This window comes from Streptomyces sp. GbtcB7 (genome assembly GCF_019091445.1).
GTDB classification, from domain to species: domain Bacteria; phylum Actinomycetota; class Actinomycetes; order Streptomycetales; family Streptomycetaceae; genus Streptomyces; species Streptomyces mirabilis.
The window spans coordinates 75,726-93,043 of sequence record NZ_JAGXJM010000020.1; the positions used below are offsets into that span (position 1 = coordinate 75,726).

A 17,318-nucleotide genomic window follows, 5' to 3' on the forward strand; every position below is an offset into this window, starting at 1 on the left:
GACCGGTGTCTAGGAGGCGGATATCTCGGAGGCGGGGATCTCGAAGATGGTTTCGAGGCCGTCCTCCTCGTCCCACTGTTCGCCGACCTCCGTGAAGCCGAACCCGGCGATCGTCGCCAGCGACGCGGCGTTGTCGGGACTGATCGTCAGGCGTACGGTCCGGACCCGGGCGTCGGCGGCGGCCCGGCGCATCAACGCGGCCAGGATCGCCCGTGCGTAGCCCCGGCGGCGGTGGGCGGGGTCCACGGAGTAGCCGATCTCCACCATGCCCGTCTCGTCCGGCGGCCCGTGGAACCCGGCGAAGCCGACGACTGTACCCTCCGGTTCGGCGATCACGACCTTGGACAGCCATCCCGCGCACTCGGGCCGCGCGGTCAGCTGGTTCAGCCGGTAGCGCCAGAGCCAGCGCGCGCTGTCGCTGAGGAAGTACTCGGTGAGTTCCGCCCCCACCTCCCCGCCGGCCCGGTCGAGGTCGGAGTCCAGCAGGGCGGTCATGGCCGCGCTCGTCACCTCGACGAATCGCACCGACTTCGGGCCGGCGGGGAGGACGCGGGCGACCCGCTCGACGTTGTCTCTTGCAGCGTTGTCTGTCACAGCGCGGATCCTCATCGGGGGGAGCCGGACCTGTCGAACGGTTTTCCCCGGCACGCCCTCCCGGGGCCTTTACGGCGTCACGATCCCGGGGCCTTTACGGCGTCACGATCGGGAACGCCTTGTCCGGCTCGGAGACGTACGACAGCAGCCGGGCCAGCACGGTGGTGTCGCCGTCCGACTCGATGCCCGCGAGGCCCCGGCCCGACACGACCCCGAGCAGTTCCGGGCGGGTGAGGGTCAGGGTCAGGTCCGCGTGGGGCTTCGGGGTGTGATGGACCGGCATGGCGCGGTGGGTGAGGGCGCCGTTGTGGAGGTTGACGCGGTGGCGGCGCTGCTCGTCGATGACGACGAGGTCGAGGGTGAGGTGTTCGTTCCAGGCGCGGGGGCCCTCGATACGGACGGCGAGCGAGTCGAGGAGCATGCTCACGGTCAGCGCGGACGTCAGTTCGGGGCTCGTGGTGTCGACGGGGATGTCGGCGGTGCCCGCGCGCAGTTCCAGGGCGGCCGTGAGGTAGGCGTTGCGCCAGGTCCCGTTCTCCGCGCCGTACCCGAGCCGTTCGTAGACGCCCGCGAGGGTGTCCTTGGCCGCGTTGTTCGACGGGTCGGCGAACACCAGGTGGTTGAGGAGGGTGGCGGCGAACCGCAGGTCACCGGCGTCGATGTACGCCCGCGCCTTGACCAGGGTCTCCGTCTGCCCGCCCGCCAACTCCACGTACCGCCGCCCGAGTTCGACCGGCGGATGCTCCCAGAGGTGGGCGGGGTTGCCGTCGTACCAGCCCATGTACCGCTGGTAGACGGCCTTGACGTTGTGGCTGACCGAGCCGTAGTAGCCGCGGGCGTGCCAGGCCCTCTCCAGCGCGGGCGGCAGCAGCAGTTCCTCGGCGATCTCGGTGCCGGTCAGGCCCCGGTTGAGCATGCGGAGGGTCTGGTCGTGCAGGTAGGCGTACAGGTCCCGTTGTTCGCCGAGGAACCTGACGACGTTCGCCCGGCCCCAGATCGGCCAGTGGTGGGAGGCGAACGCCACGTCGTAGGTGTCACCGAACACGTCGATCGTCTCGTCGAGGTAGCGGGCCCACACGTGCGCGTCGCGGACCGGGGCCCCACGCAGGGTGAGCACGTTGTGCAGGGTGTGGCTGGCGTTCTCGGCCACGCACAGGGCGCGCTGCTGGGGGAGCAGGAAGTTCATCTCGGCGGGCGCCTCGGTCCCGGGCGTGAGTTGGAAGACGAACCGCACACCGTCGACGGTCTCCTCCTGCCCCGTCCGGGTGATGTCCACGTTCGGGGCGATGAGCGTGACGGTGCCGGTGGAGGTGATGGTGCCGAGCCCGGTACCGATCTGGCCGCGCGGGGCCCTCGGCAGCCGGGAGCCGTACATGAACGCCGACCGGCGCAGCATCGCGTTGCCCGCGAAGACGCTCTCGCTGACCGCGTGCTGCAGGAACCCCTCGGGCGCGAGGACGGGCAGCCCGCTCTCGCTGCCGTGCGCCACCACTCCACGGGCGCCGCCGAAGTGGTCGACGTGGGAGTGGGTGTAGACGAGCCCGGTCACGGGCCGTGCGCCCCGGTGCTCGTGGTAGAGCCCGAGGGCGGCAGCGGCGCACTCCGCCGAGATCAGCGGGTCGATCACGATCACACCGTGCTTGCCCTCGACGAGGGTCATGTTCGAGAGATCGAGGCCGCGCACCTGGTACACGCCCTCGGTGACCTCGTACAGGCCGTGGCGCGCGCACAGCTGTGACTGTCGCCACAGGCTTGGGTGCGCGGTGTCGGGGCAGTCCTCGTCCAGGAAGGCGTACGCGTTCCCGTCGTAGACGATCTGTGCCTCGGCGTCGGTGATCACGGGCGGGTCCAACGCCGCGATGAACCCCCGATCGGCGTTCTCGAAGTCCGTGAGATCGTCGAAGGGAAGGTCATCACGCGCCGGGACGGTCATACGTCCAGCCTCTGCCGACGAACGGCGAGCGGCTAGTGGAGTGGGCCGTTCGTGAGGTGCGCGGTCGCGAGGTGTGGGCTCGTGACGTGCGTCAGAGCCGGTCCATCCGGGTGTAGGGGCTGAGGATGCGGGCCTGGCGGGAGCCGAAGTCGACGAGCATGGCGATGCCCTCTTCGACACCGATGATCGTGCCCAGGCCGAACTGGTCGTGGGTGACCCGGTCTCCGAGGCTGAATTCCTTGGCCACGGGGATGACCGGGGCGGCGAAGGGGCTGGTGGGCAGGTGGCGCCGGGGCGCGGAGGGTTTCGTCATCGTGTAGCCAGTATGGGCTTTGTTTGGCCGGTTGGAAGCCCCGGATTTGGTTCCGCAGCCGGATCGTGGCCTTCGGCGGTGCCGACGATCTTGGACCAGACGCCCTCGGAGACGGACAGCGAACGGCTCCCCGCCGTGTACGGGAGGGGTGCGGGCAGGGCCGCCTTCTTGCCCTTGGCCGGGTGTTCCGCGAAGAGGGCGACGGTGAGGGTGAGATGTTCGTCGTAGGTCGTCTGCCAGAGCGTGCGCAGGCCCGCGGCGCCGGTCTGGGTGGCCAGAGGAGCGTCCAACCGGCCGTACAGGAGCTTGGCGACCGTCCCCGCGTCGGCGCGTGTCATGGCCGTACGGGTGCGGGGGTGGGCCTCGTAGAGGGTGCGGCCCGCGCGGGTGATCTTCGCGACCGTGTACGGCGTGGCGTAGACGCCGTGCGCCGCCGCCGTGGCGTACGCGGAGGCGAGCCGGAGCGGGGTCGGGGCCGCGGTGCGGGTGAGGTCCGTGAGGGGGGCGAGCAGCTTCATGCCGGAGAACGGCTGGAGCGCGGTGCCCGCCTCCACCGCTCCGTCCCGCGCGTCGTTGAAGGGCTGACTGGCGTAGTCCGCGCCGCCGTACAGCACGCGGACCGCGCCGTCGCCCGGGACCAGCGCGACCACGGCCGTGTGGACCCGGACGTCCCCGGTCGTTTTCACCTCGGCCCGCTTCTTTCCACCTGCCTTCGCCTCGGCCGCCTTCTCCTCGGCCGTCTTCTCCCCGGTCTTCTTTTCGGTGCCGTCGGCCGCCAGCTCCGCCGTCGCGTCCTGCGCCGTCAGGTCGAAGGTCGTACGGACCGTGTAACCACCGCGGGCGAGCTGGTCCTCGGTGATGCCGAGCCGGTCGGCGGCCTCCGAGGCGGCCGCGTCGATGAGGTACTGGCGCTGACCGTCCGTGTCGCCCGGCGGATAGAAACGGAAGGCCGGGAAACGGGCCCCGGCCCGCTGCGCGGACGTGATCGCGCCGCTGTGCGCCATCGCGTCCAGCACCCACTCCCAGCGGTCCACCAGCTTGGCCGTCACCTTCGGGTCGGAGCCGGCCTTCTCGTAGTACGAGGGAATGTTGATGACGGACGCGAGCGCCGCGCCCTGGCTCACCGTGAGGTCCTTGGCGTCGACGCCGAAGTAGTTCCTGGCGGCGGACTGGATGCCGGCCGCGCCCCGGCCGAAGTACACCGTGTTGAGGTAGCCCTGCAGGATCTCGTCCTTCGAACGGGTGCGGTCCAGCTTGATCGAGATCAAGGCCTCGCGCGCCTTGCGGGACAGCGACTGCTGCGGGCTGAGCAGGGCGTTCTTCACGTACTGCTGGGTGATCGTGGAGCCGCCCTGTCGGCCGCCGCCGCTCACCGTCGACCAGGCGGCCCGCGCGATCGCCTTCGGTGAGATCCCGGTGTCCGTGCGGAAGGACCGGTTCTCCGCCGCGATCACCGCCTCCTGCACATAGCGGGGGACCTGCGAGAGCGGGATCTCCTGCCGGTCCACGGGGCCGCGCCGGCCCAGGTAGTCGCCGTGGTCGTCGACGAAGACCGTGCTCTGCATGGCCGTCTCCGGATGCGGCTCGGGGATCTTCGTCAGGTGGTACGCCACCACGGCCGCGCCGACGAGGTTCGCGAGGAGCGCGAGCAGCACGACGAGCGCGCGGCGCAGCCGGCGCCCGCGGGTGCGACGGATACGGATCCGCCGCTTGGCGAGCCTGCGTCGCAGGCCCGCCATGAGCCGGCCGCGCCCACCGGCGCCGTGGCGTCCGCCGCCGGGGCTGCCGCCCCTGCCCTGGTCACCGGCGGCACCGGCGGCGCCGGTGCCGCCGGCGCCTCCGCCCGTGTCCACGTCCGCGCCGTTCACCGGCCGGCCCCCGTGCTCGCTGTCACCCCGCCCGCCGAGTCGTACACCGTGACTCTCCTGGTCACATCGACGGGCCTGCCGGGGGCGACCGACTTCGGTGTGCTCACCATCGCGTACCAGACCCCCCAGTGCGGTCCGCCCGCGAGGGTGAGGGCCGTGCCCGCGACCTGGCCCGCGGTGGTCTCGATCACGACCCGCGCCGCCTCGTCCTTGCCGCGGTAGACGCCGGAGAGGAAGTACCCCCAGTCCCCCGCGCCCTCCTGCTGGACGGTGACGCCGGGCTTGTCGGCGCCGTCCTTCACACTGCTGAACAGCGGGCCGGAGCCGGCGGCCGAGGACCAGTGCGCGCCGTCCTCGGTGAGCCAGATCTTGATGCCGTGCGCGACCTCGACCCGTTCGCCGGCGGTCACGACCCGCACCGTGGCCATGGGCGTACCGGAGGGGGACGTCCCCCGCTCGTCGCCCGACCCCGGGGACACGGCCGTGCGCAGGGCGACCACGGCCAGCGGGACCACGAGCAGCGCGCACGCGGACCCCGCCACCGCGGCCGTACGGCGCCGCCCGCGCTGCCGGCCCGCGCGCTCGATGGCGGCCAGCGGCACCGCCGAGGGGGTGACGTCGTAGGCGGCTTCGGCGAACACCTCGCGCAGCCGCTCGGACTCGGCCGACGGACGCGGGAACTTGCGGTGACGTTTCATGAGCGGGCTCCGGAGACGGGGTGTCGGCGAGCGGGGAATGTGACGGCAGGGCCCAGGGAGGGATGGGCGCGCAGGGCCGCAAGGCCGCGCCGGGCATGCGTCTTGACCGTGCCGGCCGAGCAGCCCAGCAGCTGCGCGATCTCGGCCTCGCCCAGTCCCTCCCAGTGGCGCAGCACCACCACGGCCCGCCGCCGCGCGGGCAGCGCGGCCAGCGCCCGGCCGAGCGCGTCCCGCCGGCCGACGGCCCCCGCGGGATCCGGTAGGGCCCGGCGCGCCCGCTCGGGCAGGAGCGGCGTCAGCAGACGGGCGGCGCGTCTCCTCCGCGTCCGGCCGAGGTGGGTTCTGACCAGGGAGCGCCGTACGTAGAAGTCGACGTCGTCGCGCGGGATGCGCCGCCAGCGGGCACGGACCCGGGCCAGCGTGGTGCGCACGAGATCCTCGGCCTCGTGGAGATCGCCGGTGAGCAGGTGCGCGGTGCGGACCAGACGGGGCCAGGCCGCGGTGGCGTACAGGGCGAACTCACCCTTCCCGGCTGGCGCGTCGGCGGTCTTGGAGGCGGCACGCGAGGCGGCAGGGGAAACGTCATGGGAAGCGGCGTCGGAGGAGGCGGGGGAGGAGGTGTGGGGCACGGCCTGCGGTCCCTCGGAGTCGGGTACGTGGGGGGTGTGGGCGGGCGGGGGAGCCGGGACCTGAACACCCGGCTCTCCCGCCCGCACGCTCACTTCAGCGCGCTGCCGGCCCGCCACTGGGCCCAGTCCGCGTTCCAGTCGCCGTAGCCGTTGCCCACGGCCACCGTGTCCTTGGAGCCGACGACGGTGATGACGTCGCCGGGGATGACCTCGTCGTAGAACTTCTTGGCGGTGCCGTCCGTCGCGAGTCCGACGCACCCGTGGGTGACGTTCTGGTGCCCGGCGTACGTATTGGCCTTCGGGTTCTGGTGGAGGTAGGTCCCGGAGGTGGTGAGGTGGACGGCGTAGTAGTAATAGCCCGCGTAGGCGTCGCCGTAGCCGACGGTCCGCGAGTTCATGAAGACCTTGGTCGCCTTGTCGGAGACGACCATCGTGCCGTTCCAGGTGTCCATGCCCGGGGCGCCCGCGGTGATGGGCACGTTCCGGGTCTGCCCGTCCTTGACGACTCTCATCATGTGCGTGCGCACGTCGACCGTGGCGACGAGCGAACGGCCCACGGTGAAGTGCCGGGTGATGCCCGAGCCCGCCCGGACGGTGACCTCGGTGCCCGGGCTCCAGTACGCGCGCGGCCGGAAGTCCACCCGCTGCCCTTCCAGCAGATTGCGGTCCTTCACCCAGCTCCAGGAGCCCTCGACATCGGCGTCGACCTTCAACTGCCGCTCCACCTCGGCCCGTTCACCGGCCGGTATCGCGTGGTCGAAGGTCACGGATATCGGCATGCCGACGCCCACGGTCTGCCCGTCGGCGATGTTGATGTGCGCGCCGGTCAGCTTCGCGAGGGGTGTGGTCCTGACGGGCCGGGTGGTCGGCTTCTGACCGGCCGTCGTGTCCGGCTTCGCCGCCGTGTCCACCTCGGTGCCCGCGCTCCCCGTCACCGCCCCCTTCGAGCAGCCGGCGAGCGCGAGCGCGCACACGGCGGCCGCCGTCCAACCGGCCGCGATACGACGGCTCCTGGCTCTCCTGGTCATCCTGATCCCCCTGCGGTGTGTTTCGATGAGCGGCGTACGGGACCTGTACGCACGGCACGGACCGCCGGGTTGCACGGGGCAGTTGAAATTCCGAAGTCTTCGGCGGGGGCACGACCGAGGAAGAGACGGGGGGCATGACCGAGGAAGAGTTCGACGCGTTCTACGCCGCCGCGTTCCCCCGGCTGACCGGTCAGCTGTACGCGTTCACCGGGGACCACGGCGAGGCGCAGGACGTCGTCCAGGAGGCGTTCGTCCGCGCCTGGGACCGGCGGCGGGAGTTCCTCGCCGAAGGGGCGCCGGAGGCGTGGATACGGACCGTGGCGATGCGGCTCGCGGTGAGCCGCTGGCGCCGCGCGCGCCGCTGGCTGGAACTCGTCCGCCGCACCCCGCCGCCCGAGCACACGCCGGGCCCCGACCCCGAGCGCACCGCGCTGGTCGCCGCGTTGCGCACGCTGCCCGAGGCGCAGCGGATGGCGCTGGTCCTGCACCATCTGTGCGACCTCAGTGTCGAGCAGGTAGCCTCCGAAACCGGTGCCCCCGTGGGCACGGTCAAGGCCCGGCTGTCCCGCGGCCGGGCGGCGCTGGCGCAGACGCTGGCGACGCCGGACGAGTGGGAGACCGCCGAGAGGGGCAAGAAGAGCGCGGACAGGGGGAAGCCGTCCGCGGGTTCCGCGGGTTCCGCGGGCTCCCCGGACTCGCCGCGCTCCGCGCGCTCGCTGAATCCGACGGACGAGGGGAAGAGGGAGGACGACCGTGTCCGATGAACTCGCCTCCGGCCTGCGCGAGTTGGCCCAGGACGCCGAGACTCCCCCGTCGGTGTCCGGCGCCGAGATCCGGCAGCGCGCCGTACGCCGCAGGCGCCGCCGCCGTACGGCCGTGACCGTCGCCGGTGCCTGCGCCGCCGCGAGCCTGGCCCTGGTCGTGGCCCTGAACCTGACCGGCGGCGACCGCGAGGACCGCCCCTCCCCGGCTTCGAGCCCCACCGCCCCGCCCAGCACCCCCTCCCCGGCCGCGCCCGAGGCCACCGTCGACCTCTCGCGGCGCATGCTGACGGTCGCGGGCCGCGACCTGCCGATCTCCTCCGGTTCCGTCCGCTACCCAACGGCCACGGGACGGATGATGGTCGTCACGAAGGACAGCGTCAGGACGCTGTCCTTGTTCGCGGGCAAGGACCTGCAGAAAGTGTCCTGGGTGATCGGTCTGCGTGCCGCCGACGGGACGACGAACTTCGTCGGAACCCTCACGAGCGACGAGAAGGCCCCCGGGAACTACGACGTCACGACCGGATGGATCGGCCTGCGCCGCGCGGACGCGGTGTGGCTGTACAAGGAGTTGGCGCCGGGCGCGGTGGTCGAGATCAGGGGCGCGACCACCCCGACCCCGGCGGTGGACCTGTCGCCGTCGGCGACCGAGGGCACGGTCCTGCCGGGCGGCACCGGAGGCGCCGCGACCTATCCCGGTCGGACCGCAGGCACGCCCGTGCCGTCGGTGTCCACAGAGCCGTCCGTGGTGGCGGTACCGGCCGGGTAGGTGCCGTCGTCGCGCCGAGCGGGAATCCGGGGGGACGCGCTTCCCTAGGATCTGACTCCATGGGAATACTCGGCTTCTTCGTCCTCGCCATGATCGTCTTCGCGTGCTACTCGGGCCTGGAAGGCAGACTGAGCCGCAACGACCGCAGGATCGCCCGCGTCGAGAAGAAGCTCGACCGGATCCTCGACCACCTGGGCCTGGCGGAGGCCGACCCGGAGCTCGAACAGGTCGCCGCGCTCGCGCGCGACGGCAGGAAGATCCAGGCGATCAAGGTGTACCGCGAGGTCACGGGCGCGGGCCTCAAGGAGGCGAAGGACGCGGTCGACCGACTGGTCTGACCGCCGCCGCGCCCCCGTTCTCGAACGCCGGACGAGCCAGGGTCCTCAGGGCCGCGGCGAACTGCACGACCAGCCCGCGGGGGAGGCGCTTCGGGTGGCGGGGGTTCGGGGCGGAGCCCCGTCCTGGTGCCGGGCCCCGGGGTCAGCCCTCCTGGGCGATGTCGGCGGTGTCGGCGGTGTCAGCCGTGTCAGCCGTGTCAGCCGTATCGGCCGTATCGGCCGTGGTGTTGTCGGTGTCGGCGGGGCTTTCGGTGAGGGGTTCGGTGGGCCTGCCGGTGAGGGGGTCGGTCGGCGCGGTAGTGGGGTCGGCCGGCGTGGTGGTGGGGTCGGCCGGCGTGGTGGTGGGAGTGGCCGGCGCGGTGGTGGGGGGTCGGCCCGCCAGGACGTCCTGGAGTCGTTGCGTACCGACTTGGACGGCCTGCAGGGTGGAGTCCTGCGCCGCCCCGCCCAGCCCGCCGTTGGTGAGGGAGACCGCCCGGTCCCCGACCCGCACGGCGGCGAAGTCCAGCGTCAGCATCGGCGCCGCGCCGGAACCGTCCCCGGCGTCGGCGGCCGACGCACCGCTCATCGTCAGCCGCAACCCCTCCCGCGCATCGCCCACCCCGGGCAACACCGCCGGCACGACCGTCACGTTGAGCCGCCCACCCCGCACGTCCGTGGACGTGAACTGCGCGCACTTCGAGGGCAGCGTCCGCAACCAGGCCAGCTTGGCGTCCACCTCCGAAGGGGCGGCGTACGCGGCGACCTGGTAGCGCAGTTGCGCCGCGTTGCCGTTCTCGTCGAGGCCCACGACGGCTCGCGCTCCCGTCGGCTCGCCCAGCAGATCCTCGGCGTACAGACCGTCGAGCAGTCGCTGACAGTCCGGCGCGTCCGTCCTGGTCTTGAGGAGCCCGTCCCGCCAGGTCGCCCCGCCCTGTGTCGCGGACCAGCGACCGCCCAGTTCGCCCTGGGTGATCAGCGCGGCCGAGGCCTGGGCGTCGGTGAGGGAGGGGGTGGCGGAGGTGGTGGGCGGCACGATGGACGGCGCGTCCGCGGGCCTCAGGCCGTGCAACGAGCACGCGGACGCCGACACCAGGACGCCCGCGGTCAGGGCGCGGGCGAGGAGACGGTACGGACCGTTCGGACCGGTCGGACCGTTCGGAACCTTCATGGCGGGGCCTCCAGGGGGGCGGACGCGCGAGTGTCCCTCCCACGCCACCACCGGGCCCGGCGGCCCACCAGTCGCACCGGGCCGTCCGGGTGAGCGGCCCGGCCGATCACCCCGCCACTGCCCGCAGGACCGCCCCGGCGAGGCTCTGCGGGCAGATATCTGTCATGGCCGGGGTAGAAAATGGGCCGCCGTCCGGGCGGTTTTTTTATTCCCCGAGGTGGGGTGAGATAGTGCGCCGCCCTTCGGGAGCTGCACGTGCTAGTGTCGATATCAGTTGCAGTTGTGGTTCCCAAAGTCTTGGAGCGTACTTCCGGTCCGTACCGGTCGGTCGCTTCTGAATTATCCGGAAGTTTTTCCGGATGGGGCAATCATTGCGGCGACGCGGACCCGCACAGTGTGGGTCCTCGAGCTTTGCCCCGAAGGAGATTTGACATGGCTACTGGCACCGTGAAGTGGTTCAACGCGGAAAAGGGCTTCGGCTTCATCGAGCAGGACGGCGGCGGCGCCGACGTCTTCGCCCACTACTCGAACATCGCCACCCAGGGCTTCCGTGAGCTCCAGGAAGGCCAGAAGGTGACCTTCGACGTCACGCAGGGCCAGAAGGGCCCGCAGGCGGAGAACATCGTCCCCGCCTAGTCCGGGACCTGCTGACGCCTGACTTCTGAGTCGGCCGACGCTTACAGGTGGCCGGGACCTGCACCATGAGGTGCGGGCCCCGGCCACCTGCTTTTTTTCTTCCGTCCGGGTCGGCCCCGGTTCAGCCCCGCCGTTCCCGGTCGTTCCGGATTGAATTTCCGGCGAATTTTCTGGCCGCTGTGCCCACTTTCCGGTCCGCCGTGCCCACCTTCCGGCGCCGTGAAACTTCATCCCGCGGAGACACCATGCGTTGTGTGATCGCCCGTTTCCCCTTCGACCTCATCAAGAGTGAGGTCGAGCACTCGATGGCGGGCCGCGAGCCCGAACCCGTCACCAGCGCGTCCGTGGTCATCGGCCCGCACTCCTACCCCGTCAAGCAGGTCGGGGAGGTCATCACCAAGCAGGACCGCCGTGACTTCACCGAGCTCGAGGTCGCCCGCGCCCTCACCCGTCTCGGCTTCGTCTGCCACCCGGCCGTCACCCCGGCCCGCTCCGCCGTCCCCAGCTGGGCCGAGACCGCGTAACACCCCGTTCGGCCCAGCAACCCCGCCTCTTTCCGGACCGGCCGGACCCGCGCGGTCGAAGAAGGTCTCCTCAGCCCTTCATCCACGGGGCGCCGGGGACGCCCGTCCGCACCCTCGTCGCCACGAAGTCCACCGTCGCGTAGTGGCCCGGCGACATCCGGGCCGTGACACGGCGGAGATTGCCGTCGGTGTCGATCCAGTAGGTGAGAGTGGAGTCGTCGGCGGGGCTCGCGGAGGCGCTCGGGCCGGGGCGCGGGGCGGAGAAGACGCCGTAACCGTGGCCGTCCAGGCGTTCGTCGCGCAGCCACAGCGGACCCGAACGGGCGAGGAGTGCCGCGTTGTCGGGCCGGTCCGCGGCCACGGACACCACCAGGCGCAGGGCTCGGTCCAGGGGCGCCGTGGAGTAGGGGCGGCGGGTCCACTCCTCGCCCTTGAGGGTGCCGGCCCTGCGGACGGCCTGCGCGGCGGTCGTCACGATGTCCGGGGCGGGGGGCCTGGCCGTCGTTCGGCCGGGCTCGGCGCCGGGCTCGGCGGCCGGCGGGCGGGCCACGGCGATGTCCTCCAGGTCCCAGGCGAGCAGGCCCTGCACGGTCCGGGTGTCGTCGACGATCTCGTACGCGCCCACGGCCCGGTGCACATGGTGGTCGACCACGGCACGCACCGTGATCGTCCCGTCCCCCGTCTCCGCCGCGGGCAGCCGCACCGTCACCTCCGCGGGACTCGCCTCGTACGCGCGGAATCGGGCCAGTGCCATGCGCTGGGCCTCGTCCGCCGAGACCGGGTGCGGGGACGCGCCTCCGTTGCCGGGGAGCAGCAGCAGGAGGGCGGTCAGGGCGCCCGCCAGCGCCGTCGTGGCCGCCACCGCCGCCACCCGGATCTTCTTGCGCGGCTTGCCCGGCTCGCGCGGCGGTTGCGGCACGGGGAGCTCGTGAGGCTCGTGAGGAGAGAAGCGCATGCTTGTCTCTACCTGCGGGCGGGCTCTCCACCGGTCGACTCCGCTGGACGGGCCGCCCCGGGTCACCCTCCCGGGTGAGGCGGGCGGGGCTACACCGCCAGGATCGCCCGGACCGTCTTGCCGCCGACGCCCGTGTTGACGACCTCGAAGCGGTGGGCGAGCTGCTGGACCATCGCGAGGCCGCGGCCGCTTTCGGCGTCGGTGTCCACCAGTCCGACCCGGGGGCGGCCGGGGCTGTCGTCATGGACCTCGACGGTCACCTCGCCGCCCTGTCCCAGCTGCAGCCGCAGCCGACAGCCCGTACGGCCGTGCCGGACGGCGTTGGCGACGAGCTCCGAAGCGATGAGCGTGGCGTCGTCGACCTGGTCGGCGGTCGGCGCCGCCGTCCGCGGACGCGGACGGGTCAGGAACGCCGAGGTCAACCTGCGGGCCCTGCCTGCCGAAACGGCCGCGCGCGGCAGTGTGTACTCCACGCGGGCGGTCAGTCGGACGGCGCGCTGCTGCGCACGCATGACAACCTCACTTCCCCTCCCAGGACAACCGGTACCCGGCGACCGGACCCCCGCCGGCCGGGACCCGCGCGAAACGGTGCGCGGCCGGTCCTGCCCTCCGGTGATGCCCGCCCCCGGCGATCGGCAACCAGGGGCGGAGGTCACAAAGCCGCCAAGGATGTACAGAGTTGCTGGTGGTTCACGGTGGGGTTGCCGGTGGTTCAGGGCCCGTTGCCGAGGAGGCGGAAGTCCGCGTAGTCGAAGCCGGGGGCCACCACGCAGCTGACCAGGACTTCTCGGTCGTCGGCCGGGCGGGCGGACTGCCAGACGTGGCCGGGGACCAGGACCTGCGGGCGCTCGCCGCTTTCCAGGGCGGGGCCCAGACGGAGGACCGTCGGCTCCGCGTCCGGGGCTTCGCCGTCGCCGCCGAGGAGCAGGTCGAGGGGGCCGCCGCGGTGCCACAGCCACAGTTCGTCGGAGCGGACCGTGTGCCAGGCGCTGGTCTCCCCGGGGGACAGCAGGAAGTAGATGGCGGTGGCGGCGGCCCGGGGACCCGGGTAGCCGGCGGGGTGGAAGTCCCGCGCCGCCCTCCATGTCTCCACGAACCAGCCGCCCTCGGGATGCCTCCGCATGCCCAGTGCGGCGGCCGTCGCCGGTTTCTCCGGATCGGTGCTCGTGTTCACTTTCCGTCCTTCCGCTCGAAAGTTCTCCGACCACTCCCGTGTCTCACAGGAGTCTGAAAGGGTGTGGGGATGCCGACCCTTTACAGAAGAATGCTCGGTCTGCTGCCCCGGATCGGGGTGCGGGTTCTTGATCTCGGTTCGGGTGCGGCGGTGGTCTACCGGCGCGGCGAACGTACCCGCGTCCCCTTGGGGCGCGCCGCCGATCTGATCGCCCGCGGCAGCGGACAGTACGTGGTCACACCGGTGGGCGCGGAGGCGAAGGCGGACATGTGGGTGGTCGCCCGGGAGCCCTCGTCGCCGGGTGACGTCTGGGGCAGTGTCTCCTTCGGCGAGTCCGGTGGGCGGCTGCTGGTCGACGAGACGGCCTCGGCGGCCGACGAACGCCGTTTCCAGCTGGCCGCCGCCGAGTATCTGTGCACCCAGCACGTTACGGCCCTGCTGGAGAAGTACCAGGTCAACTGTGTCTTCGACGTGGGCGCGAACTCCGGCCAGTACGGGCGGCGGCTGCGCAAGCTCGGCTACACCGGCCGGATCGTCTCCTTCGAACCCACCAAGGACGCCTTCGAGAAGCTGGAGCGCGCCGCCAAGAAGGACGACGACTGGTGGGTGTACAACGTCGGGCTCGGCCGCGAGGACTCCGCCCAGTCCATCCACGTGGGCTGGAACACCATGAACTCCCTTCTCCCGCCCAGCGACTACGGCAAGGACCGCTATCTCCGGTTCGCGAAGACCAACACCGAGGAGATCGAGATCCGGCGCCTCGACGGGATGCTGGAGAAGGCGCTCGACGGCATCGCCGACCCCCGGCCGTATCTGAAGATGGACACCCAGGGCTACGACCTGGAGGTGTTCGCGGGGGCCGGTGAGCGGATCGCGGACTTCGTGGGCATGCAGTCGGAGGTCGCGGCCCTGCGGCTCTACGAGGGCAGCCCCCGGATGAGCGAGTCGATCGCCACGTACGAGGGCAGCGGGTTCGAGATCTCGGGGATGTACCCGGTGACGCGCGAGGAGAGCACCGGCCGGGTCGTCGAGTTCGACTGCGTGATGGTCCGCGCGGAAGCCGTACCCAAGGAGGAGTGACCGGGAGGAGTGGCCCCTCCCCCTCTTCAGGCCTCGTCAGGCCGGATACGCGTGCGTCTGGGCGGCCTTCACCGTCGCCCAGACCGGCGCCCCGGTGTGCAGGTCGAGCTCGGCCGCGGCGACCGTCGTCAGGTCCGCGGCGAGCGCGAGCTCTCCGGTGAGGTCCGCGCGGATCTGGTCGCCGTGCGTCTCCAGGCCCGCGACCTCGCACCGCCACAGGTTGCGCGCGCTGGAGCCGGTCGGACGGTCGCGGTACAGCGTGACGGCACTGGGCGCGAACGCCACGAAGACGGGACCGGCCAGGTCCTCGGTCGTGGTGATCGCCGGACCCGTGTCCAGTCGTACGGTGTGGCCCTCGGCCGCGCCCCGGTAGAGGTTCAGGCCGACGAGCTGGGCGATGTAGTCCGTGCGCGGGTGGCGGGCGATGTCCGACGGTGTCCCCTCCTGGACCACCCGGCCGTGTTCGACGACGACCAGCCGGTCGGCGAGCACCATCGCGTCCAGCGGGTCGTGCGTGACGAGTACGGCGACGGCCTCGAAGTCGCTGAGGTGGCGCCGGAGTTGGGAGCGCACATCGAGGCGGGTGCGCGCGTCCAGCGCGGCGAGCGGCTCGTCGAGCAGGAGCAGCCGGGGGTGGGTGGCCAGCGCGCGGGCGAGCGCGACGCGCTGCGCCTGTCCGCCGGACAGTCGGCGCGGTTTGGCGGCCGCGTGCTCGGCCAGCCCCATCCGGTCCAGCCACCGCGCGGCCCGCTCCCGTGCCGTCGCCTTCGGTACGCCCTGGCAGCGCGGCCCGAACGCCACGTTGTCCAGGGCGGACAGGTGCGGGAAGAGCAGATAGTCCTGGAAGACGACGCCGACCGGGCGGCCCTCGGGCGGCGTACGCCCCAGGTCCGTGCCGTCCAGCCGGATCCGGCCGCCGTCGGACAACGGTGTGAGCCCCGCGAGCGCCCGTAGCGCGGTGCTCTTGCCCGCCCCGTTCGGCCCGAGCAGTGCGACGACGTCACCGGGCGCGGCGGCCAGGGCGATGTCGAGACGGAAGGCGTCGCGGTGGACGACCAGGTGGGCGTCGAGGCCCTTGTCGGAGGCGGAGGGCTTGCCCGGGGGAAGCGTCGGGTCCGTCATGACGGCGCCGCCGTCCAGCGGTCCCTGAGGCCTGCCAGGACCGCGATCGACACCGCCAGCAGGACCAGACTCAGGGCGATCGCGGCGGCCGGGTCGTTCTGGAGGGCCAGGTAGACGGCGAGCGGCATGGTCTGGGTGCGACCGGGGAAGTTGCCGGCGAAGGTGATCGTCGCCCCGAACTCGCCGAGGGCCCGCGCCCACGCCAATACGGAACCGGCGGCGATTCCGGGCGCGATCAACGGCAGGGTGACCCGCCGGAACGCGGTGAACCGGGAGGCGCCGAGCGTCGCGGCGGCCTCCTCGTAGCGCGGATCGGCCGCCCGGAGCGTGCCCTCCACGCTGATGACCAGGAACGGCATCGCCACGAACGCCTCCGCGACCACGACGCCCGCCGTGGTGAACGGCAGCGTGATCCCGAACCACGAGTCCAGCCACTGCCCGACGACGCCGTTGCGCCCGAGCGCCAGCAGCAGCGCCACACCGCCCACCACCGGAGGCAGCACGAGGGGCAGCGTCACCAGGGCCCGCACGAAGCCCCGGCCGGGGAAGTCCGTACGGGCGAGGAGCCAGGCCAGCGGCACGCCCAGCACCAGGCTCACCCCGGTCGCCGCCGTGGCGCAGACCAGGGACAGCTGGAGCGCCTGCCAGACCTCCGTACTGGTCAGCTGGTTCGGGAGGTCCCGCCAGGGGGCTCGTAGGAGCAGGGCGATCAGGGGGAGGAGGAGGAAGGCCAGGCCGACCAGGGCGGGGAGGAGGAGGGGGAGCGGGACCCCGGTCGGCCGGCCGACCTTCCGGACGTGCCGGCGCCGCGGCCCACCGGTGAGGGTGTCGGCCGCGGCGTCGGAGACGTCCAGCTCGGTCACGGCTGCAGGAACCCCGCGGCGGTGAGTACCTTCTGGCCCTCGGCGGACTGCACGAGCGCGATGAACGCCTTCGCCGCCTCCGCGTTGGGCGCGTCCTTGAGCAGGGCGATCGGGTAGTCGTTGACGGCCTTGGCCGACTCGGGGAACTCCACGCCCTCCACCTTGTCACCCGCCGCCTTCACGTCGGTCTTGTAGACGACGGCGGCATCGGCCTCCTTCAGCTCCACCTTCGTCAGGGCGCTCTTGACGTCCTGTTCGTAGGAGGCCGGGGAGAGCTTCAGCTTGCTCGCGTCCAGCGCCTTCTGCACGGCGGCACCGCACGGCACCGTCTTGTCGCAGAGTACGACCTTGAGGCCGGACTTCGTGAGGTCCTTCAGGGAGGCGACCTTGTCGGGGTTGCCGGGCAGGGTCGCGATCTCCAACTGGTTGCGCACGAAGGTCGCGGGCGTGGTCGCGGCGTCCTTCTTGTCCGTCACGATCGCCATCGTCTTGGGGCTGGCCGCGGCGAACACGTCGGCCGGGGCGCCCCCGGTGATGCTGGCGGCGAGCGTGTCGCTGCCGCCGAAGTTGAAGGTGACCTTCGTGCCCGGGTTGGCCTTCTCGAACTCCTTGCCCAGGGTCGTGAAGCTCTCCTTGAGCGAGGCGGCGGCGAACACGGTCACCGTGCCGGAAAGCTTCGGCGAGGAGGAGGCCGAGGTGTCCGACTTCGGGGAGGAGTTGGAGGAGGAGTCGGAGTCGGAGGACGAGCAGGCGCTCAGGGCCAGCAGCGCGGCGGCACCGACGCCGGCCACGCGCAGAGTGCGGGTGCGGGTCCGGCGCGTGGATCGGGTCATCACGGGTCTACTCCCTCGGAAGCCTCAGGCATGCCTACGCCGATCATACT

19 protein-coding genes and 1 pseudogene are annotated in these 17,318 nt (G+C 72.0%); 6 read left to right on the top strand and 14 right to left on the bottom strand.

From position 1 onward, the window contains the following. Nucleotides 1–9 precede the first annotated feature (9 nt). The 7 genes from KVT44_RS29865 to KVT44_RS29890 form a co-directional block, all read right to left on the bottom strand. Nucleotides 10–594 (bottom strand): GNAT family N-acetyltransferase, encoded by a 585-nt coding sequence (locus KVT44_RS29865; protein WP_308314146.1) that lies wholly within the window; start codon nucleotides 592–594, stop codon nucleotides 10–12. Nucleotides 595–688: 94 nt separating this feature from the next. Then, nucleotides 689–2,527, bottom strand: coding sequence for an alkyl/aryl-sulfatase (locus KVT44_RS29870; RefSeq protein ID WP_217569958.1), 1,839 nt, complete (start codon nucleotides 2,525–2,527; stop codon nucleotides 689–691). 91 nt (nucleotides 2,528–2,618) lie between these two features. Next, nucleotides 2,619–2,840, bottom strand: a complete 222-nt coding sequence (locus KVT44_RS29875; RefSeq protein WP_217569960.1) for a hypothetical protein — start codon at nucleotides 2,838–2,840, stop codon at nucleotides 2,619–2,621. After that, on the bottom strand, nucleotides 2,837–4,708 hold the full coding sequence (locus KVT44_RS29880; protein WP_308314147.1) for a transglycosylase domain-containing protein: 1,872 nt from the start codon (nucleotides 4,706–4,708) through the stop codon (nucleotides 2,837–2,839). The genes KVT44_RS29875 and KVT44_RS29880 overlap by 4 nt, the downstream gene beginning before the upstream one ends. After that, nucleotides 4,705–5,406 carry a hypothetical protein gene (locus KVT44_RS58435; protein ID WP_254650052.1) on the bottom strand — a complete coding sequence of 234 codons (702 nt, stop codon included), beginning with the start codon at nucleotides 5,404–5,406 and terminating at the stop codon, nucleotides 4,705–4,707. The genes KVT44_RS29880 and KVT44_RS58435 overlap by 4 nt, the downstream gene beginning before the upstream one ends. Continuing rightward, on the bottom strand, nucleotides 5,403–6,035 hold the full coding sequence (locus KVT44_RS29885) for a SigE family RNA polymerase sigma factor (protein WP_217569964.1): 633 nt from the start codon (nucleotides 6,033–6,035) through the stop codon (nucleotides 5,403–5,405). The genes KVT44_RS58435 and KVT44_RS29885 overlap by 4 nt, the downstream gene beginning before the upstream one ends. An 89-nt stretch (nucleotides 6,036–6,124) precedes the next feature. Then, a complete protein-coding gene (locus KVT44_RS29890) occupies nucleotides 6,125–7,063 on the bottom strand; it encodes a L,D-transpeptidase (protein ID WP_099921611.1) in 939 nt (312 codons plus the stop codon). Nucleotides 7,064–7,197: 134 nt separating this feature from the next. Here KVT44_RS29890 and KVT44_RS29895 point away from each other — a divergent pair. The 3 genes and pseudogenes from KVT44_RS29895 to KVT44_RS29905 all read left to right on the top strand — a co-directional run. Next, nucleotides 7,198–7,662: pseudogene (locus KVT44_RS29895) on the top strand (SigE family RNA polymerase sigma factor); the annotation flags it as partial. A gap of 154 nt (nucleotides 7,663–7,816) precedes the next feature. Continuing rightward, nucleotides 7,817–8,593, top strand: coding sequence for a L,D-transpeptidase (locus tag KVT44_RS29900; RefSeq protein WP_217569966.1), 777 nt, complete (start codon nucleotides 7,817–7,819; stop codon nucleotides 8,591–8,593). 59 nt (nucleotides 8,594–8,652) lie between these two features. Next, entirely contained in the window at nucleotides 8,653–8,931 is a 279-nt protein-coding gene (locus KVT44_RS29905) for a ribosomal protein L7/L12 (protein WP_099921610.1), read from the top strand. A 142-nt stretch (nucleotides 8,932–9,073) separates the two neighbouring features. Here the strand turns inward: KVT44_RS29905 and KVT44_RS29910 are convergent, their stop codons facing one another. Beyond that, nucleotides 9,074–10,081 (bottom strand): hypothetical protein, encoded by a 1,008-nt coding sequence (locus KVT44_RS29910; RefSeq protein ID WP_254650053.1) that lies wholly within the window; start codon nucleotides 10,079–10,081, stop codon nucleotides 9,074–9,076. Between the two features lie 432 nt (nucleotides 10,082–10,513). Here KVT44_RS29910 and KVT44_RS29915 point away from each other — a divergent pair, with 432 nt between their 5' ends. Both KVT44_RS29915 and KVT44_RS29920 read left to right on the top strand, forming a co-directional pair. Continuing rightward, entirely contained in the window at nucleotides 10,514–10,717 is a 204-nt protein-coding gene (locus KVT44_RS29915) for a cold-shock protein (protein ID WP_010986199.1), read from the top strand. A 245-nt stretch (nucleotides 10,718–10,962) separates the two neighbouring features. Further along, nucleotides 10,963–11,241: an SCO5918 family protein gene (locus KVT44_RS29920; RefSeq protein WP_075031696.1), complete on the top strand. Its 279-nt coding sequence runs from the start codon at nucleotides 10,963–10,965 to the stop codon at nucleotides 11,239–11,241. Between the two features lie 70 nt (nucleotides 11,242–11,311). On the opposite strand, the gene KVT44_RS29925 is transcribed toward KVT44_RS29920, so the two are convergent. The 3 genes from KVT44_RS29925 to KVT44_RS29935 form a co-directional block, all read right to left on the bottom strand. Next, nucleotides 11,312–12,160, bottom strand: coding sequence for a hypothetical protein (locus KVT44_RS29925; RefSeq protein WP_217569968.1), 849 nt, complete (start codon nucleotides 12,158–12,160; stop codon nucleotides 11,312–11,314). 125 nt (nucleotides 12,161–12,285) lie between these two features. Beyond that, entirely contained in the window at nucleotides 12,286–12,708 is a 423-nt protein-coding gene (locus tag KVT44_RS29930; RefSeq protein WP_229889357.1) for an ATP-binding protein, read from the bottom strand. Between the two features lie 200 nt (nucleotides 12,709–12,908). Next, nucleotides 12,909–13,370: a cupin domain-containing protein gene (locus KVT44_RS29935; protein WP_308314148.1), complete on the bottom strand. Its 462-nt coding sequence runs from the start codon at nucleotides 13,368–13,370 to the stop codon at nucleotides 12,909–12,911. A 69-nt stretch (nucleotides 13,371–13,439) separates the two neighbouring features. On the opposite strand from KVT44_RS29935, the gene KVT44_RS29940 reads away from it, so the two are divergent. After that, complete coding sequence (locus tag KVT44_RS29940) at nucleotides 13,440–14,450, top strand: FkbM family methyltransferase (protein WP_190172634.1); 1,011 nt, start codon at nucleotides 13,440–13,442, stop codon at nucleotides 14,448–14,450. A gap of 36 nt (nucleotides 14,451–14,486) precedes the next feature. On the opposite strand, the gene KVT44_RS29945 is transcribed toward KVT44_RS29940, so the two are convergent. The 3 genes from KVT44_RS29945 to modA are packed head-to-tail and all read right to left on the bottom strand — an operon-like array spanning nucleotide 14,487 to nucleotide 17,268. Next, nucleotides 14,487–15,572, bottom strand: a complete 1,086-nt coding sequence (locus KVT44_RS29945) for an ABC transporter ATP-binding protein (protein ID WP_217569970.1) — start codon at nucleotides 15,570–15,572, stop codon at nucleotides 14,487–14,489. Further along, entirely contained in the window at nucleotides 15,569–16,435 is an 867-nt protein-coding gene (gene modB / locus KVT44_RS29950; RefSeq protein ID WP_217569972.1) for a molybdate ABC transporter permease subunit, read from the bottom strand. The genes KVT44_RS29945 and modB overlap by 4 nt, the downstream gene beginning before the upstream one ends. Then, nucleotides 16,432–17,268: a molybdate ABC transporter substrate-binding protein gene (gene modA / locus KVT44_RS29955; RefSeq protein ID WP_217569974.1), complete on the bottom strand. Its 837-nt coding sequence runs from the start codon at nucleotides 17,266–17,268 to the stop codon at nucleotides 16,432–16,434. The genes modB and modA overlap by 4 nt, the downstream gene beginning before the upstream one ends. Nucleotides 17,269–17,318: the final 50 nt, after the last annotated feature.

Coding starts and splice junctions, on each gene's coding strand:
- KVT44_RS29915 (WP_010986199.1), top strand. CDS start 10,514: ATGGCTACTGGCACCGTGAAGTGGTTCAACGCGGAAAAGGGCTTCGGC.
- KVT44_RS29910 (WP_254650053.1), bottom strand. CDS start 10,081: ATGAAGGTTCCGAACGGTCCGACCGGTCCGAACGGTCCGTACCGTCTC.
- KVT44_RS29905 (WP_099921610.1), top strand. CDS start 8,653: ATGGGAATACTCGGCTTCTTCGTCCTCGCCATGATCGTCTTCGCGTGC.
- KVT44_RS29870 (WP_217569958.1), bottom strand. CDS start 2,527: ATGACCGTCCCGGCGCGTGATGACCTTCCCTTCGACGATCTCACGGAC.
- KVT44_RS29890 (WP_099921611.1), bottom strand. CDS start 7,063: ATGACCAGGAGAGCCAGGAGCCGTCGTATCGCGGCCGGTTGGACGGCG.
- KVT44_RS29930 (WP_229889357.1), bottom strand. CDS start 12,708: ATGCGTGCGCAGCAGCGCGCCGTCCGACTGACCGCCCGCGTGGAGTAC.
- KVT44_RS29920 (WP_075031696.1), top strand. CDS start 10,963: ATGCGTTGTGTGATCGCCCGTTTCCCCTTCGACCTCATCAAGAGTGAG.
- KVT44_RS29940 (WP_190172634.1), top strand. CDS start 13,440: ATGCCGACCCTTTACAGAAGAATGCTCGGTCTGCTGCCCCGGATCGGG.
- KVT44_RS29945 (WP_217569970.1), bottom strand. CDS start 15,572: ATGACGGACCCGACGCTTCCCCCGGGCAAGCCCTCCGCCTCCGACAAG.
- KVT44_RS58435 (WP_254650052.1), bottom strand. CDS start 5,406: ATGAAACGTCACCGCAAGTTCCCGCGTCCGTCGGCCGAGTCCGAGCGG.
- KVT44_RS29875 (WP_217569960.1), bottom strand. CDS start 2,840: ATGACGAAACCCTCCGCGCCCCGGCGCCACCTGCCCACCAGCCCCTTC.
- modA (WP_217569974.1), bottom strand. CDS start 17,268: ATGACCCGATCCACGCGCCGGACCCGCACCCGCACTCTGCGCGTGGCC.